Origin of the sequence: Mesorhizobium sp. M7A.F.Ca.US.002.01.1.1 (assembly GCF_004022955.1) — a bacterium.
In the GTDB taxonomy this organism is placed as follows: Bacteria; Pseudomonadota; Alphaproteobacteria; order Rhizobiales; family Rhizobiaceae; genus Mesorhizobium; species Mesorhizobium ciceri.
In genome coordinates this window covers 1-16,076 of sequence record NZ_RZQE01000099.1, presented here as the reverse complement: position 1 = coordinate 16,076, position 16,076 = coordinate 1, and the positions used below count along the sequence as shown (strand labels likewise).

The following is a 16,076-nucleotide window of genomic DNA, read 5'->3' as shown; positions in this document are numbered from 1 at the left end:
GCGAGATGACCGCGCTGACCGCGGCCACGGCGGGCGACGGCTCAGGGCAGGCTGCGCGCAATGGTGTGCTCCAGCTGCTCAAGGGACGACTGGCGGACGGGCGCGCCATTGCCGAACGCATGCTGAGGGACGATGGCGGCGGCAGCGCCTGCGCGGCGCGGCTGTCGCATCTCATGGACGAGATCATCCGGGCGCTTTACGATTTCGCCGTCACCCATGTCTACCGGGTCAAGAACCCGTCCTCCGCGGAGCGCATGGCCGTCGTCGCTGTCGGCGGCTACGGCCGTGGAACGCTGGCGCCGGGGTCCGACATCGACCTGTTGTTCCTGCTGCCTTACAAGCAGACGCCGTGGGGCGAACAGACAGTCGAATACATGCTCTACATGCTGTGGGACCTGGGGCTGAAGGTCGGCCACGCCACACGCAATATCGACGAATGCCTGCGCCTGTCGCGCACCGATGTCACCATCCGCACCTCGATCCTCGAAGCACGTTTCCTGTGGGGCGAGGAAAAGCTCTATGATGAACTGATGCTGCGCTTCGACCATGAGGTGGTGCGCACGACCGGCCCCGAATATGTCCAGGCCAAGCTTGCCGAACGCGATGACCGCCATGCCAAGGCCGGCGAAAGCCGCTATCTGGTCGAGCCCAACGTCAAGGACGGCAAGGGTGGCCTGCGCGATCTGCAGACGCTGTTCTGGATCGGCAAATATTTCTACCGGGTGCGCACCGGCGAGGAACTGGTCGATAAAGGCGTCTTCACCGAGGGCGAGTACCGCGAGTTCCAGAAGGCCGAGGATTTCCTGTGGGCGGTACGCTGTCACATGCATTTCCTCACCGGCAAGGCCGAGGAGCGGCTGCATTTCGACATCCAGCGCGAGATCGCCGAACGGCTCGGCTACACCACGCACCCCGGCCTGTCCGCGGTCGAGCGCTTCATGAAGCACTACTTCCTCGTTGCCAAGGACGTCGGCGACCTGACCCGCATCTTCTGTGCCGCGCTCGAGGAGGAGCAGGCCAAGCACGTGCCGGGCTTCAACCGCATCTTCCTGACTTTCTCGCGGCGCAAGCGCAAGCTGGCCGGCACGTCGGACTTCATTGTCGACAACCACCGCATCAACATCGCCGACGACCAGGTGTTCGAGCGCGATCCGGTCAATCTGCTCAGGCTGTTCTGGTTCGCCGACAAGCACGGTCTGGAATTCCACCCCGATGCGCTGAAGCTGCTGACCCGTTCGCTCGGCCTGGTCAACAAGTCGCTGCGGCGCGACGAGGAGGCCAACCGGCTGTTCCTCGACATATTGACCTCGGATCGCAATGCCGAACTCAATCTGCGCCGCATGAACGAGGCCGGGCTGCTCGGCAGGCTGATCCCGGATTTCGGCAAGATCGTCGCCATGATGCAGTTCTCGATGTACCACCACTACACGGTGGACGAGCATCTGATCCGCTGCATCGGCGTGCTGGCCGAGATCGAACGCGGCGACGGCGAAAAGGTCCATCCCCTGTCGCACACGCTGATGCCGGGGCTGAAGAAGAGCCGCGAGGCGCTCTATGTCGCCGTACTGCTGCACGACATCGCCAAGGGGAGGCCGGAGGATCATTCCGAGGCGGGGGCCAGGATCGCACGCCGCATCTGTCCGCATATGGGGCTGTCGCCTGCCGATACCGAGACCGTTGCCTGGCTGGTCGAGAACCATCTCGTGATGTCGATGACAGCCCAGACCCGCGATCTCAACGACCGCAAGACCATCGAGGATTTCGCCGCGATCGTGCAGTCGGTCGAGCGGCTGAAGCTGCTTTTGATCCTCACCGTCTGCGACATCAGGGGCGTCGGACCGGGTGTCTGGAACGGCTGGAAGGGCCAGTTGCTGCGCACGCTCTACTACGAGACCGAATTGCTGTTGACCGGCGGGTTTTCGGAAGTGTCGCGCGCGCAACGCACGGCGGCGGCGCGCGAGCGTCTGGCCGAGGCGCTTGCCGACTGGCCGGACAAGGCCCGCAAGCGCTATGTCGGCCAGCACTACGAGAATTACCTTTTGACCGTCGATCTCGCAGACCAGCTGCGCCATGCCGAATTCATTCGTGAGGCTGACGCGTCAGGCAACAAGCTTGCCACCATGGTCAAGACCCACCAGTTCGAGGCGGTGACCGAAATCACCGTGCTGGCGCAGGACCACCCCCGCCTGCTCTCGGTCATCGCCGGGGCGTGCGCCGGGGCCGGCGGCAACATTGTCGACGCGCAGATCTTCACGACGTCGGACGGCCGTGCGCTCGACACGATCCTGATCAGCAGAGAATTCGACCGCGACGAGGACGAGCGCCGGCGTGCCGAGCGTGTCGGCCGGCTGATCGAGGACGTGCTGTCGGGCAAGAGCTGGCTGCCGGAAATGATCGAGAAGCGCACCAAGCCGCGGCGCGGCTCCAAGGTGTTCAAGATCCCGCCGCGTGCCGAAATCCGCAACACGCTGTCGAATCGTTTTTCGGTCATCGAGGTCGAGGGCCTCGACCGGCCTGGGCTGCTGTCGGAGATCACCGGAACGCTTTCCGACCTGTCGCTTGACATCGCATCGGCCCACATCACCACCTTCGGCGAAAAGGTCATCGACACTTTCTATGTCACCGATCTCACTGGCCAGAAGATAGATAGCCCGGCCCGCATCGCCACCATCCGCAATCGGCTGATGGCAACGCTCGAAGGCATCGTGCCCGAACGCGGCGGCAAGTCCAGGGCGGCGGCCGAGTGACAACGACCATCACTTTGTCCCAATTCCGCAGGCAGTTCCCAAAAGCATGAGCCTCGTCAAGAAATTCGCAACGGTCGCTTCCGGCACGCTGATGAGCCGCGCGCTCGGTTTCGGCCGCGAGATGCTGATGGCCGCCGCACTCGGCACCGGACCGGTCGCCGATGCCTTCAACGCCGCCTTCCAGTTTCCCAACACCTTTCGCCGGCTGTTTGCCGAGGGTGCCTTCAACGCCGCCTTCGTGCCGCTGTTCGCCAAGGAGATCGAGACCCACGGCACCGAAGGCGCCAAGCGCTTTTCCGAGGAAGTGTTCGGCGTGCTGTTCACGGCGCTGCTGGCGCTGACCATCATCATGGAACTGTCGATGCCGCTGATCGTGCGCTATCTGGTGGCGCCGGGTTTTGCCGGCACGCCGGGGAAGTTCGACACCACGGTGACGCTGGCGACGATCATGTTCCCTTATCTGATCTGCATGTCGCTGGGCGCGATGATGGCGGGCATGCTGAATTCGCTGCGCCGCTATTTCGCCGCCGCCGTGGCGCCGGTGTTCCTCAACATCATCCTGATCGGCGTGCTCGCCTATGCCTGGTACAAGGGCTCGGATGCCCTCACAGTCGGCTACGGGCTGTCCTGGGGCGTGCTTGCCGCCGGACTGGTGCAGCTGGCGATCGTCTGGGTGGCAGTGCGCCATGCCGGCATCTCGATCGGCTTTCGCCGTCCCAAAATGACGCCCGCGGTCAAGCGGCTGCTGATCCTGGCGCTGCCGGCGGCCATCACCGGCGGCATCACACAGATCAACCAGCTGATCGGCACGGCGATCGCCTCGGCGCAGAACAGCGCGGTCTCCTCGCTCGCCTATGCCGACCGCATCTACCAGTTGCCGCTCGGCGTGGTCGGTGTCGCGGTCGCCATCGTACTGTTGCCCGAACTGTCGCGCGCGCTGAAGTCGGGCAATCTGATCGAGGCGGCCAATCTGCAAAACCGCTCGGTCGAGTTCACACTGTTCCTGACGCTGCCGGCAGCCGCCGCACTCTGGGTGATGTCGGAGCCGATCGTACGGCTGGTCTATGAGCGCGGCGCGTTCGCCGCCAACGGCTCGACGCCAACGGTGGCGGCGATCCTGGCGATCTTCGGCCTCGGCCTCCCGGCCTTCGTGCTGATCAAGGCATTCACGCCGGGCTATTTCGCCCGAGAGGACACGCGTACTCCGATGATCTTTGCCGCCATCTCGGTGGCGGTGAACGTCACCACGGCGCTGACGCTGTTTCCACGGATGGGCGCACCCGGCATCGCGGTGGCCTCAGCCGTCGCCGGCTGGGTCAACGCGGTGATGCTGCTCGGCGTCCTGATCCGGCGCGGCCACTGGGGCCGCGACGTGCCGCTGATGAAGCGCATTCCACGTCTGGTGCTGTCGGCTATCGTGATGGGGGCAGCGCTCTATTTTGCCGAGCATTGGTTCGCCGTCAGGCTCGGGCCCGGCTCGCCGCTGGTGGTCAAGGCGACGACGCTGCTGTCGCTGGTTGCGGGTGGGGCGCTGCTGTACTTCATCACGGCGTTTGCCACCGGCGGCGCCGATTTCGGCATGATCCGTCGCAACGTCAAGCGGGGATCTGGCAAGTCGGCGCCACCGATCGCAAAGACCGAACTTGACGAGTAGCGCACGACACGCTCGCAGCGCCGTCTTGATCGCAGCGCCGTCTTCGTCCATAAGCGCGCCCGTCGCAAGACTTTCGCCGCGCGCGGTTTCCAGCCGCGTGATTGGCTCCGAAAAGTCTGCAACTTTTCGGAATCACGCTTATACGGCCCTCCACAAGCCATGAGGACAATCATGACCGCCTTCAAGCCACTCGTCTTTTCCGGTGTCCAGCCGACCGGCAATCTGCACCTCGGCAATTATCTCGGCGCCATCAAGAAATTCGTTGCCCTGCAGGACACCTCCGATTGCATCTATTGCGTCGTCGACCTGCATTCGCTGACAGCCCAACTCGTCTATGAAGACCTGGCCGACCAGACGCGGTCTATCACCGCTGCGTTCCTGGCCTCGGGCATCGATCCGAAGAAGCACATCGTCTTCAACCAGTCACGGGTCATGCAGCACGCGGAGCTTGCCTGGATCTTCAATTGCGTGGCGCGCATCGGCTGGATGAACCGCATGACGCAGTTCAAGGACAAGGCCGGCAAGGACCGCGAGAATGCCTCGCTCGGCCTGCTCGCCTATCCCTCGCTGATGGCTGCCGACATCCTGCTCTACCGTGCCACCCACGTCCCTGTCGGTGAGGACCAGAAACAGCATCTGGAGCTCACCCGCGACATCGCGCAGAAATTCAACAACGACTTCTCCGACCGTATCGCAGCGCTCGGCGTCGGCGTCGAGATGCAGGTCGGCGAAGAGACCGTGAACGGCTATTTCCCGCTGACCGAGCCGGTCATCGGCGGGCCGGCGGCGCGCATCATGTCGCTGCGCGACGGCTCCAAGAAGATGTCCAAATCGGACCCGTCTGATCTGTCGCGCATCAACCTGACCGACGACGCCGATGACATCTCGAAGAAGATCCGCAAGGCCAAGACCGATCCGGAAGCGTTGCCGAGCGAGCTGGATGGCCTGGCCGGCCGGCCCGAGGCAGAAAACCTGGTCGGCATCTATGCGGGTCTCGCCGAGATGTCGAAGGCGGATGTGCTCAAGCAATTCGCCGGCCAGCAGTTTTCCGTGTTCAAGCCGGCCTTGGCCGATCTTGCTGTGGAAAAACTGGCGCCGATCGCCAGCGAGATGCGCCGCATTTCGGATGACCGCGCCTATGTCGACGCGGTGCTTAAGGACGGCGGCGAGCGCGCCGGCGTGCTGGCCGAAGCGACGATGAAGACGGTGCGCGACATTATCGGCCTGCTGCAGGGCTGATCGCGACATTGGGTGCACTGGCACAAGGCCGGCGGCTTGCCGCCGGTCCGCCGCAGTGGCAGATTGCGCCGCAAGACACCGAGTAGATAGACATGGTCTCCAAACGCCTCAGCCGCGAAGCCGGCCATCGCAGGAAATTCCTGACGATCATCGACGACACGCCGGAATGCGAGCGTGCCGTCGCCTATGCCTCGAAACGGGCGCAGAGCACCAGCGGCACGCTGGTGCTGCTCTATGTCATCGTGCCGGACGACTTCCAGCATTGGCTGGGTGTCGAGAAGATCATGCGCGAGGAAGCCAACGCCACGGCGCGCGCCGCACTCGACAGCTATGCCAACAAGGTGCGCCAGAAGCTCGGCATCGAGCCCGAGATGGTGGTCCGCGAAGGCAAGCCGACGGAAGAGATTCACAAATTGATCGAGGAAGACCAGGACATCGCCATCCTGGTGCTGGCCGCCGGTGCGGGCAAGGAAGGCCCGGGACCGCTGGTCGGCGCCGTGGCCGGCAAGGGTGCCGCCTTCCCGATCCCGGTGACTGTCGTGCCGCAGAACCTTTCGGACGAGGAAATAGACAGCCTGGCCTGAGGTGTGCTGATTTTCAGGTGATGCCGGCCTGACCTGAATCTCAACACACCTTCGGGCACGTCCCAGGGGCGCGTAAAAAACATTCCGCCAGCCAGCCATTCCGGCGATGCGTTTCGCTTGAATGTCCAGCCAATTGAGCCTATTTAGAATTGTTCCAAACTAGATGCCCAAACGGGCACGGAGACGGCCATGTTCATCCAGACCGAATCGACGCCAAACCCGGCGACGCTGAAATTCCTGCCCGGCAAGGAAGTGCTTGTGGAAGGCACCGCCGATTTCCGCGATGCCGACAGCGCCGCCGTCGCCTCGCCGCTGGCCGGCCGGCTGTTCGAAATTCCTGGCGTCACCGGCGTTTTCTTCGGCTATGACTTCATCACCGTGACCAAGGATGGCCCCGACTGGCAGCATTTGAAGCCGGCGATCCTCGGCGCCATCATGGAGCATTTCATGTCCGGCGCGCCCGTCATGGCCAAGGCTGGCCCGGCCGCCGAGACCAGCCAGACCGGTGAGTTCTACGACAAGGCCGACGAGGAGCTGGTCATCACCATCAAGGAGCTGCTCGACACGCGGGTGCGCCCGGCGGTCGCCCAGGATGGCGGCGACATCACCTTCCGCGGCTTCGAGAATGGCACGGTGTTCCTGCACATGAAGGGTGCCTGCGCCGGCTGCCCGTCATCGACGGCGACGCTGAAGCACGGCATCCAGAACCTTCTGCGCCATTTCGTGCCGGAAGTGCAGCAGGTCGAGCAGGTCTCCTGACGCCCGTTTTGATAATTCTACCCTGCTGACCATCTGGTCCGATTTCTTCCGGCGCATCGGTCAGAAGGAACTCCAAAATGATCTACGAACTTCGGGTTTACCGGGCTTTGCCGGGACGCTTGCCGGCGCTTCTTGATCGCTTCGACAAGATCACGCTCAAATTATGGGATAAGCACGGTATCCGCCAAGCGGGTTTCTTTACCACGCTGATCGGAGCTTCGAACAACGAACTGACCTACATGCTGGCATGGGAATCGCTGGCCGAACGCGAAGAGCGTTGGACGGCGTTCGTGAAGGACCCTGCCTGGACGCAGGCGCGGGAAGACTCCGAGCGTGATGGCCAGATCACCGAGACAATCATCAACCAAATTTTAGTTCCCACCGCGTTCTCGGCGGTGTCCTGACCGCCGAACAGGCGTCGCATCGCGCAAACAACAAAAAACCGGGCCGAATTGCCCGGTTTTCTGCTTGGGACGTCCGTTGTTGCCTAGACGGTCCGCGTACGAAAACTGCCTCTAGAGAACGATGACCTTGGCGCCGACCGAGGCGCGGTCATAGAGGTCGATGATATCCTGATTCATCAGCCGGATGCAGCCAGACGACATCGCCTTGCCGATCGAATTCCATTCGGGGCTGCCATGCAGGCGATAGCCTGAATCACCGCCCTTGTTGAACAGGTACATGGCGCGCGCGCCGAGCGGGTTCTTCAGGCCCGGCTCCATGCCGCCGGCAAACTTTTCCAATTCCGGCTGGCGCTGGATCATCTGCCTCGGCGGCGTCCAGGTCGGCCATTCGCGCTTGAGCGCAATGTGGGCGGTGCCATGCCACTCGAAGCCCTCGCGGCCGACGCCGATGCCGTAGCGAATGGCCCTTCCGTCGCCCTCGATGAAATAAAGGAACTTGTTCTGCGTATCGACGATGATCGTGCCCGGCTTTTCCGGGCTATCGTAGTTCACTTCCTGCCGATGGTACTTCATCGGCACTTTCTCGATCGGGATGCGCGGCAGCTGATAACCGGCGTCGGTGACCGCGCCGTAGTCGTTGGAGAAGATCTGCGAGCCGATGGTGCTGCAACCGGCGATAGCAGTGGAGAGCGCCAGTGCGGCGATGATTGCAAACGACTTCATGCGCATCAGGTGATCCGGTGCCCCGCCCAAACTCGGCGGCACGAGTCGGCCGCTCTCTCATCATCATTCATGCTGGCATTTGCTTTGCTTGCCAAGCGCGCGATGCCTATATGCCTGCCTTGACGTACCGGTAAGCGTATCACTATGGCATTTTGGCAACAGGACTCACAGGATTGTGAAGCAAATTCAAGGGGCCTGCTCCATGGGTTCCTAGAAATCGAGGAGAACCGTCATGAATGTCGGTGACGCCGCCCACCGCTCCGGCCTGTCGGCCAAGACCATCCGTTACTATGAAGAGATCGGCCTGATCGCCCCGGCACGCGCCGCCAACGGCTACCGCGATTATTCCGGAGACGACATCCATCGGCTGGCCTTCCTGCGCCGCGCGCGCAATCTCGGCTTTTCCATCGACGATTGCCGCCAGCTGATGGCGCTTTACCAGGATCGCAGCCGCGCCAGCCAAAACGTGCGCGAAATCGCCGCCGCCCATGTCACGGCGATCGAGGAGAAAGTGCGCGAGTTGCAGTCGATGCGCTCGACGCTGCAGAAACTGATTCATGCCTGTCACGGCGACGAAAGGCCGGATTGTCCGATCCTTGATGACATGGCGGGCGCGGCATTGCCCAGCGACAAGGGCGCCTCTGCGCCTGCATAATGACCGTATGTCGACGACGCCCGAAGCCTGGTCGACTCCTGCCGGGAGGACATCCGCAATGGTCTCGATGACCGTCGAACTGCGCAATGTGGAGGACACGCGAGCCGCCATGGGCTGGGCCGGCGGCCACACGATCATCGTCGACCGGCCCGAAGGCAAGGCCGGCGGCATGGGCCTGGGCTTCAATGGCGGCCAGTTGCTTGCCCTGGCGATCGGCGGCTGCTTCTGCAACGATCTTCGCTACGTCGCCGAGGAAATGGGCGTAACGCTCGACAAGATCGCCGTGACCGTGACGCTGAACCTCGAAGGCAAGCCTTTGCTCGCGACCTCGTCAACACGGTCAGCAACTCCCTGCGCCAGGGCGTGCCGGTGAGCATTGAAACGGCCGCAACGGCGGCCGGCTTGTCGGAGGAATGATCCCCGGGAACAGGCGCATTGGCCGCGTGGATTGTCAGAGATCGCCAAAAAAGGCCCGCCGCCGGCACGGCAGAGCGATTGACCCAATTTTCTTCGGCATCTGGGCGCGTCAATCAGCCGCTCTATGTCTTCCCTTGTCGCAATGATCAACGATGGAGGTTGGCATGGATCGGCGATTGTTTCTGACTGGAATGCTTGGGCTGGCAGGGGCTGCGACCGTCGTCGCAATCGCGCGTCCTGCCACCGCCTTGGCCGGCATCCCGAATACGGGGCCCGGCATTCTCGACGAGCTCGACAAACCGTCCGACGATATTCTCGACCCGGATGGTCCCGGTGTCCAGGATGGCGTCGAGTTGGTGCGGCACCGCAGATGGCACCGCCGCCGTCGCCGACGCGGGTGGAGGCGGGTCTGCCGTCGCTATTGGCGCAATGGCTATTGGCGCCGCAGATGTTTCCGCAGATCCTTCTGGATCCACTTCTGACGAGACCAGCAACGCGAAGGTCCCGGCGCCCGCCGGCGCCTTCGCTATCGCTGCGGGCTTCAATCAATCGGCAAAAAAGGCCCGCCGCCCCTCGGCAGCGGGCAGGTCCTGGAGTGCCGGGGGATCAACCCGGCATGGGATCAACGAGCGGGTCACCGGTTGGTTGCAGGGATCGGCCCGGTAGCCTTCCTTTGGGTGGACCGCCACCGGGCCTGACCGGAGCGGGGTGTATTGGGGGGTGCCCCGGCTGCTTCCAAAATATCACTTTTCTCTTATATTCGCTTTAGCTAATTTACATAAAGCGATGCATCACCCGCAGATGGGGTGCGCACTTCACGAAAGTGTCGAAGTGACGTCTCCCTGCTTATGCCATTCGGCATTCGCGGAACTAAAGCGGTTGCATCTGACTTTGGTTGGTGACGCGCAAAGACTTTTTCGCTGCTATCTTAAAGTTACCAAATGGAAATTGACCGGCGCAGCATATCAAGTCGATTTGCGCTGACGATCTCTCTGTTTTTCCAGGAACTGCTTGGCGTGCTCCGCCCAATCAGCCGTGGTGACTTTATGCTCCTGAACGGACTTTCTGAAAGCCTTGCGCAGAGCATCAAGGTCAAAGGCCCACAGTTGTTCACCATCAGTGCTGTTCAATTTTGTGCCGCCCGTCCCCATGAGAACGATGGTGTGCACCACAAGCTCAATCTTTCAAGGATCAATGCCTGACTTCTTTTGGGTATATCCGGGTATATCGAATATACAATCGCCTGCATAAAACAGGTTCAAACCGTGAACAGAATCTGGCATGGTGCCTGGCATGCCGATCATCTCGCCCATCCCAATCAACCCTCTCATCGACGGTCGCCAGTCCGAACGCGCCATGCTGGTGCGGCGCGGTGTGCAGCGGCTGCTCATGGATATGGGCGCGCATGTCTTGCCCGAACTGTCGCTGGCCACCGGCCGCCGTGCCGACCTCGTCGCTTTGACCCGGCAGGGCGATATCTGGATCATCGAGATCAAATCCTCGATCGAGGATTTCAGGGTCGACCGCAAATGGCCCGACTACCGGCTGCATTCCGACCGCTTCTTCTTCGCCACCCATCCCGGCGTACCCTCGGAGATCTTCCCGCACGAATGCGGCTTCATCCTTTCCGACGGCTATGGCGCCGAGATCCTGCGCGATGCGCCCGAGCACCGCATGGCAGCGGCAACGCGCAAGGCGCTGATGCTGCGGATCGCGCGGGCCGGCGCTTCGCGGCTGCTGGCGGCGGAGCTTGCCGGCGTGTCGGTGCCGGCGCTGGAGGGTGAGAGCGAGTAGCGGCGTCCTTCAGTCTATGGCCGGCTCTCCTCTTCGCCGTCCTCCACGCCACCCCTAGCGGACGCCATGAGCAGCACGGCAGCGCCCAGGATGGCGGCGATGAAGGAGCCGGCGAGGATGCCGACCTTGACCGCGTCCTGCAGCGCCACGTCGCCGGCGAAGGCGAGTAGGCCGATGAACAGGCTCATGGTGAAGCCGATGCCGCACAGCAGCGATATGCCGATCATGTGCGTCCAGCCGGCATTGGCGGGTAGGTCGGCAAGACCGAGCCTGATGGCAAGTGCCGAGGAGCCGAACACGCCGACCAGCTTGCCGACCACCAGGCCGGCGGCGACACCCAGCGTCAACGGCTCGATCAGCGCGCCAAAGCTCAGGCCGGCGAGCGAAACGCCGGCATTGGCAAAGCCGAAGATCGGGATGACGACGAAAGCCACAATCTTGTGCAGGCCGTGCTCGAGCCGGTGCAGCGGCGAACGGTCCAGATCGTGACCGATCCCGGCGGAGCGCTCAAGCGGGATGGTCAGCGCCAGCGCCACGCCGGCAAGCGTTGCATGGACGCCAGATTTCAGCACCAGAACCCACAGGACGACGCCCAGAACGAGATAGGGCACAAGCGTCATCACCCGCATGCGGTTGAGCACGACAAGCGCGGCAATGATTGCGAAGGCGGCACCCAGATAAGCCAGCGACAAGCCGCTGGTGTAGAAGATGGCGATGATGATGACGGCACCGAGGTCGTCGATGATGGCCAATGCTGTGAGGAACACCTTCAGCGAAGCCGGCACGCGGCTGCCGAGCAGCGACAGCACGCCGAGCGCAAAAGCTATGTCGGTGGCGGTCGGGATCGCCCAGCCGGACAGGGCGGCCGCATTGTTGCGGTTGACGGCGACATAGACGAGTGCCGGAACCAGCATGCCGCCGGCGGCGGCGATGCCGGGCAGCACGCGCCGAGGCCAGGTGGAGAGCTGGCCGTCCAGCATCTCGCGCTTGATCTCCAGCCCGACGAGCAGGAAGAACACCGCCATCAGCCCGTCATTGACCCAGTGCGAGACGCTGAGCGGGCCGAGATAGGCGTGGAGCACGGAGAAATAGGTTTCGGCGAGCGGCGAGTTGGCGACGATCAACGCAAGTGCCGCCGCCGCCATCAGGATGATGCCGCCGGCCGCTTCGCTATCGAGAAATTCGCGGAAGACGGAAATCGGCCGCTGCTTCAGATCCTGCATGTCGCCTCCGTCATGCCGCCTGTTTCGGCGGGTTTCAATCGGCAAGATGGCAAACGGTGGCCTTAACGCGGCGCGCGCTTTGCCAGTATGCGCTGCAAGGTGCGACGGTGCATGTTGAGCCGGCGCGCTGTCTCGGAGACGTTGCGCTCGCACATCTCATAGACGCGCTGGATATGCTCCCATCGGACGCGGTCGGCCGACATCGGGTTTTCCGGCGGCGCCGCGCGCTCGCCGGCGGTGCGGGTGAGTGCGGCGAAGATATCATCGGCGTCGGCGGGCTTGGAGAGATAATCGACCGCACCGAGCTTCACCGCGGTCACCGCGGTGGCGATGTTGCCATAGCCGGTCAGGATGATGGTGCGGGAATCCTCGCGCTTTTCGCGGATGGCCGCGACCACGTCGAGGCCGTTGCCGTCGCCGAGCCGCATGTCGACCACGGCGTAGGCGGGTGGATTGGCGCGCGCCTTGGCAACCGCCTCCTCGACGCTCTCGGCCGTCTCGACCACGAAGCCCCTGGCTTCCATAGCGCGGGCCAGACGCGTAAGGAACGGCTTGTCGTCATCGACGACAAGCAGCGAGGTGTCCTCGCCTTCAACCATTGCGCCAATATTCTCGTCGCCTGTCATAGTCTCAAAATTCCTGCTGCCTTAATTTTACGCAAATATAGTTCCTGAGCCTCCTTGTCCAATTTTTAGAGGTCCTTCAAGGCTCTCAGGCAGTGTCGAACATGCTGGCCGAAGTGATTTCCGGATTGAGGAACACACCACGCGGCCACGATATCTGGACCATGGCGCCCTCGCCCAGGCCACTCGAATTGCGGAAATCGAGCACGGCACCAGAGCGTTCGAGCAGGGTCTTGGCGATGAACAGGCCGAGGCCCAGACCACCGCCGGTTTCATTGCCCTGGCGCGTCGACATATAGGGCTCGCCGATGCGGTCGATGATCTCGGCCGGAAAACCGGGGCCGTCATCGACGATCGAGAAGGTGACGGTGGCCTCGTCCCAGCTCCAGCGCACGGTGACGCTTTTGCGGGCGAAATCGACCGCGTTCTCGACCAGGTTGCCGAGGCCGTAGATGACGCCCGGATTGCGCTGCCCGACCGGCTCGGGGCCGATGCGTTCGCCGGGCCGAAGCTTGATCGAGATGCCGAAGTCCCGGTGCGGCGCGGTGACCTCCTCGACCAGCGATGTCAATGGCAGCCGCGAAAGATGCGCCTCACCCTCCGAGGACAGGCTGGTCAGCCGCTTGAGAATCTCGCGGCAACGCTCGCTCTGCGAACGCAACAGCGTCACGTCTTCCCCGTATTTCGGATCCTTGCCGAGCGCCTTTTCCATCTCCTTGGCGACAAGCGCGATGGTGGCGAGCGGCGTGCCGAGCTCGTGCGCGGCCGCGGCGGCCAGCCCGTCGAGCGCCGAAAGGTGCTGCTCGCGCTGCAGCACCAGCTCTGTTGCGGCGAGCGCATTGGCCAGAAGCCGGGCTTCGGCGGCCACCCGGAAGGCATATATGGCGGTGAAGGCGATCGAGGACAGCACCGCCATCCACATGCCGGCGACATAGAGAAAAGGCATGGCCAGCGGCGCATCCTCATGCCAGGGCAGCGGCAGATGGACAAAGACCAGAAAGGTCGCCGCCGACATGACCAGCCCGCCGAGGATGGCAGTCAGGCGCAGGGGCAGCGATGTCGCCGAAATGACGACAGGCACGGTCATCAGCAGCGAGAACGGATTGGTGAGGCCGCCGGTCATGTAGAGCAGGCCGGCAAGCTGCAGGCTGTCGAAGATGAGGATGCCGAAGGCCGCAAGCGGCGTGAGCCGGTGCGCCGCCGGAAAGCGAAAGGCGAGAAACAGGTTCATCCAGGCCGAACAGGCGATCAGGGCAAAGCAGAGGCTGACCGGCAGCGGAAACTTCAGCCCATAGGCGACGACGAGCACCGCCAGGCTCTGACCGACAATGGCAAGCCATCGCAACCGGATTAGCGTGTTGAGGCGCAGTCTCTGGCTCTGCTGGAAATCGGGCGAACGCAAAACGTTGATCATGGCCATGAATTACAGCCGCGAAGCTCCAAAGGCTAGGTCCCGCGCGGCTTGGCCCGGGCGGTGGCGGCGGCGAGCAGCGGGTTTTCCGGCCAGACATGCTTGGGATAGCGGCCGCGCATGTCGGCGCGTACGTCGGCCCAGGAGCCGCGCCAGAAGCCGGGCAGGTCGCGCGTCGTCTGGATCGGCCGGTGCGCCGGCGACAGGAGTTCGAGCGTCAGCGGCACAGTGCCATTGGCGATGGCGGGATGCCGGTCGAGCCCGAACAGTTCCTGCACGCGAACCGCCAGCACCGGCCATTCGCTGTCATAGCGGATAGGCACATGGCTGCCGGACGGAGCGTCGAAATGGGTTGGCGCCAGCGTATCGATCCTGCGCTGCAGATCATGCGGCACGAGGCTGGCCAGTCCGGCCGAGACAACACCTGCATCGATGGCGGCAAACGATGCCGCGCCGGCGAGGTAAGGCAGCAGCCAGTCGTCGAGGCGCTCGACGAGCGCGTCATCCGCCATATCGGGCCATGGCGCGCCCAGGCCGCGATGCAGCCAGCCAAGCCGCTGGCGCAGCGTTTGCGCCTCCTTGCTCCAGGTCAGCAGCGACAGCCCGTGCTGGCGCACGGCATCGAGGACGGCGCGGTCGGCGTCGGCCCCCGTTGGCGGCGGCAGCATGCGCTCGGCGAGCGTGATGGCGCCAAGGCGCACGGTTTCACGTACACGCACGGCGCGCTTGTCCCGATCGAAGCTCGTTTCACGGCGCGCCTCGATCCTGTCCGCCAACGCGACACGGACATCGTCCTCGCCGATCGCCGCTGCCGCCGTGATGCGCGCATTCTGTGCCTTGCCCTGCAGGTCGGCGACGACCAGAAACGGCTCGCCCGCCAGCGGATCGGCGGCGTCGAGCATGGCGCCGGAGCCGTTGGCCAGCACGAAACGGCCACGCTCGCCACGCGCCTTCGCCACCCGATCCGGCCAGGCGTGCACGAGCAGGGGACCGCCCGCCGCAGCTTCGCTGCCCTTCGCCCCGCCAGCCTGCCTTGCCAGCCTTTCGGCGAGTTGCTTGGCGGCGGTAGCGCGCGGAGATCTTTCCCCGCGAAAACGCATCAGCCGCCGCTCCAGATCGGCGCCGTCGCCACCGAGGCCGCGTTCGGTGAGGAGCACGGCGAACATTGCCGCCTCGAAGGCATGGCCGCTCCGGGATGCCTCGGCAACCATATGCGCCAACCGCACCGGCAGAGCGAGCTTGCGCATCGCTGCACCCGCCTCCGTCAGGCGCCCCGTGTGGTCGATGGCATCCAGCGCGCGCAGTAGCCCCCTTGCCTCATTGAGGGCCGGAACAGGCGGCGGATCGAGAAAAGCAAGCGCTGACGGATCGGCAACGCCGAAGGCAGCACAATCGAGCAGCAGTCCGGACAGATCGGCCTCAAGGATTTCCGGCGGCGTGAAAGCAGGAAGTGCAGCCGTTTGCTCGGCCCGCCACAGCCGGATGGCGACGCCTGGCTGCGTGCGCCCGGCACGGCCGGCGCGCTGGTCGGCGGAAGCCTTGCTGACACGCACGGTCTCCAGTCGGGTCAAGCCACTGGCCGGCTCATAGCGCGGCAGCCGCGACAGGCCGGAATCGATGACGACGCGCACGCCGTCGATGGTGATCGAGGTTTCGGCTATCGAGGTGGCCAGCACCACCTTGCGGCGGCCCGATGTTGCCGGCTTGATCGCCGCGTCCTGCGCCTTGCCGTCCAGCATGCCGTAGAGCGGGACGATGTCGGTATCGGTGCCGACCTTGCCGGCCAGCCGTTCGGCGGTGCGCTCGATCTCGCGCTGGCCGGGCAGGAAGGCAAGGACGCTGC

At 63.7% G+C, this 16,076-nt stretch carries 14 protein-coding genes and 1 pseudogene; 10 read left to right on the top strand and 5 right to left on the bottom strand.

The window, feature by feature from the left end; all coding sequences use genetic code 11:
• The 6 genes from EN932_RS12910 to EN932_RS12885 all read left to right on the top strand — a co-directional run.
• On the top strand, window positions 1-2,747 hold a 2,747-nt coding region (locus EN932_RS12910), incomplete at its 5' end, for a [protein-PII] uridylyltransferase (RefSeq protein WP_245483275.1).
• A 46-nt stretch (window positions 2,748-2,793) separates the two neighbouring features.
• On the top strand, window positions 2,794-4,401 hold the full coding sequence (gene murJ, locus EN932_RS12905) for a murein biosynthesis integral membrane protein MurJ (RefSeq protein ID WP_024501802.1): 1,608 nt from the start codon (window positions 2,794-2,796) through the stop codon (window positions 4,399-4,401).
• Window positions 4,402-4,572: 171 nt separating this feature from the next.
• Window positions 4,573-5,640 carry a tryptophan--tRNA ligase gene (gene trpS / locus EN932_RS12900; RefSeq protein ID WP_013528062.1) on the top strand — a complete coding sequence of 356 codons (1,068 nt, stop codon included), beginning with the start codon at window positions 4,573-4,575 and terminating at the stop codon, window positions 5,638-5,640.
• A gap of 92 nt (window positions 5,641-5,732) precedes the next feature.
• Window positions 5,733-6,224, top strand: coding sequence for a universal stress protein (locus EN932_RS12895; RefSeq protein ID WP_013528063.1), 492 nt, complete (start codon window positions 5,733-5,735; stop codon window positions 6,222-6,224).
• 189 nt (window positions 6,225-6,413) lie between these two features.
• The gene (locus EN932_RS12890; RefSeq protein WP_013528064.1) at window positions 6,414-6,983 is read left to right on the top strand and encodes a NifU family protein; all 570 of its coding nucleotides are present in this window, start codon (window positions 6,414-6,416) and stop codon (window positions 6,981-6,983) included.
• A 77-nt stretch (window positions 6,984-7,060) separates the two neighbouring features.
• Complete coding sequence (locus EN932_RS12885) at window positions 7,061-7,387, top strand: NIPSNAP family protein (protein ID WP_064992973.1); 327 nt, start codon at window positions 7,061-7,063, stop codon at window positions 7,385-7,387.
• 111 nt (window positions 7,388-7,498) lie between these two features.
• On the opposite strand, the gene EN932_RS12880 is transcribed toward EN932_RS12885, so the two are convergent.
• Entirely contained in the window at window positions 7,499-8,116 is a 618-nt protein-coding gene (locus tag EN932_RS12880) for a L,D-transpeptidase (RefSeq protein ID WP_013528066.1), read from the bottom strand.
• Between the two features lie 226 nt (window positions 8,117-8,342).
• On the opposite strand from EN932_RS12880, the gene cueR reads away from it, so the two are divergent.
• From cueR to EN932_RS12855, 4 genes and pseudogenes are all read left to right on the top strand, one after another.
• On the top strand, window positions 8,343-8,765 hold the full coding sequence (gene cueR, locus EN932_RS12875; protein ID WP_127368587.1) for a Cu(I)-responsive transcriptional regulator: 423 nt from the start codon (window positions 8,343-8,345) through the stop codon (window positions 8,763-8,765).
• Between the two features lie 58 nt (window positions 8,766-8,823).
• Window positions 8,824-9,182 (top strand): annotated as a pseudogene (locus EN932_RS12870) (OsmC family protein).
• A gap of 941 nt (window positions 9,183-10,123) precedes the next feature.
• A complete protein-coding gene (locus tag EN932_RS12860; RefSeq protein WP_127219059.1) occupies window positions 10,124-10,384 on the top strand; it encodes a hypothetical protein in 261 nt (86 codons plus the stop codon).
• 91 nt (window positions 10,385-10,475) lie between these two features.
• Complete coding sequence (locus EN932_RS12855) at window positions 10,476-10,976, top strand: MmcB family DNA repair protein (protein ID WP_050596417.1); 501 nt, start codon at window positions 10,476-10,478, stop codon at window positions 10,974-10,976.
• 14 nt (window positions 10,977-10,990) lie between these two features.
• Here EN932_RS12855 and nhaA read toward each other — a convergent pair whose 3' ends face one another.
• The 4 genes from nhaA to hrpB all read right to left on the bottom strand — a co-directional run.
• Window positions 10,991-12,199, bottom strand: a complete 1,209-nt coding sequence (gene nhaA / locus EN932_RS12850) for a Na+/H+ antiporter NhaA (protein WP_063169902.1) — start codon at window positions 12,197-12,199, stop codon at window positions 10,991-10,993.
• Window positions 12,200-12,261: 62 nt separating this feature from the next.
• The gene (locus tag EN932_RS12845) at window positions 12,262-12,825 is read right to left on the bottom strand and encodes an ActR/PrrA/RegA family redox response regulator transcription factor (RefSeq protein ID WP_013528072.1); all 564 of its coding nucleotides are present in this window, start codon (window positions 12,823-12,825) and stop codon (window positions 12,262-12,264) included.
• 85 nt (window positions 12,826-12,910) lie between these two features.
• Window positions 12,911-14,242 (bottom strand): ActS/PrrB/RegB family redox-sensitive histidine kinase, encoded by a 1,332-nt coding sequence (locus EN932_RS12840; protein ID WP_013528073.1) that lies wholly within the window; start codon window positions 14,240-14,242, stop codon window positions 12,911-12,913.
• Between the two features lie 26 nt (window positions 14,243-14,268).
• Window positions 14,269-16,076 (bottom strand): ATP-dependent helicase HrpB (hrpB, locus tag EN932_RS12835; RefSeq protein WP_128368859.1); only part of this gene is annotated, 1,808 nt, incomplete at its 5' end.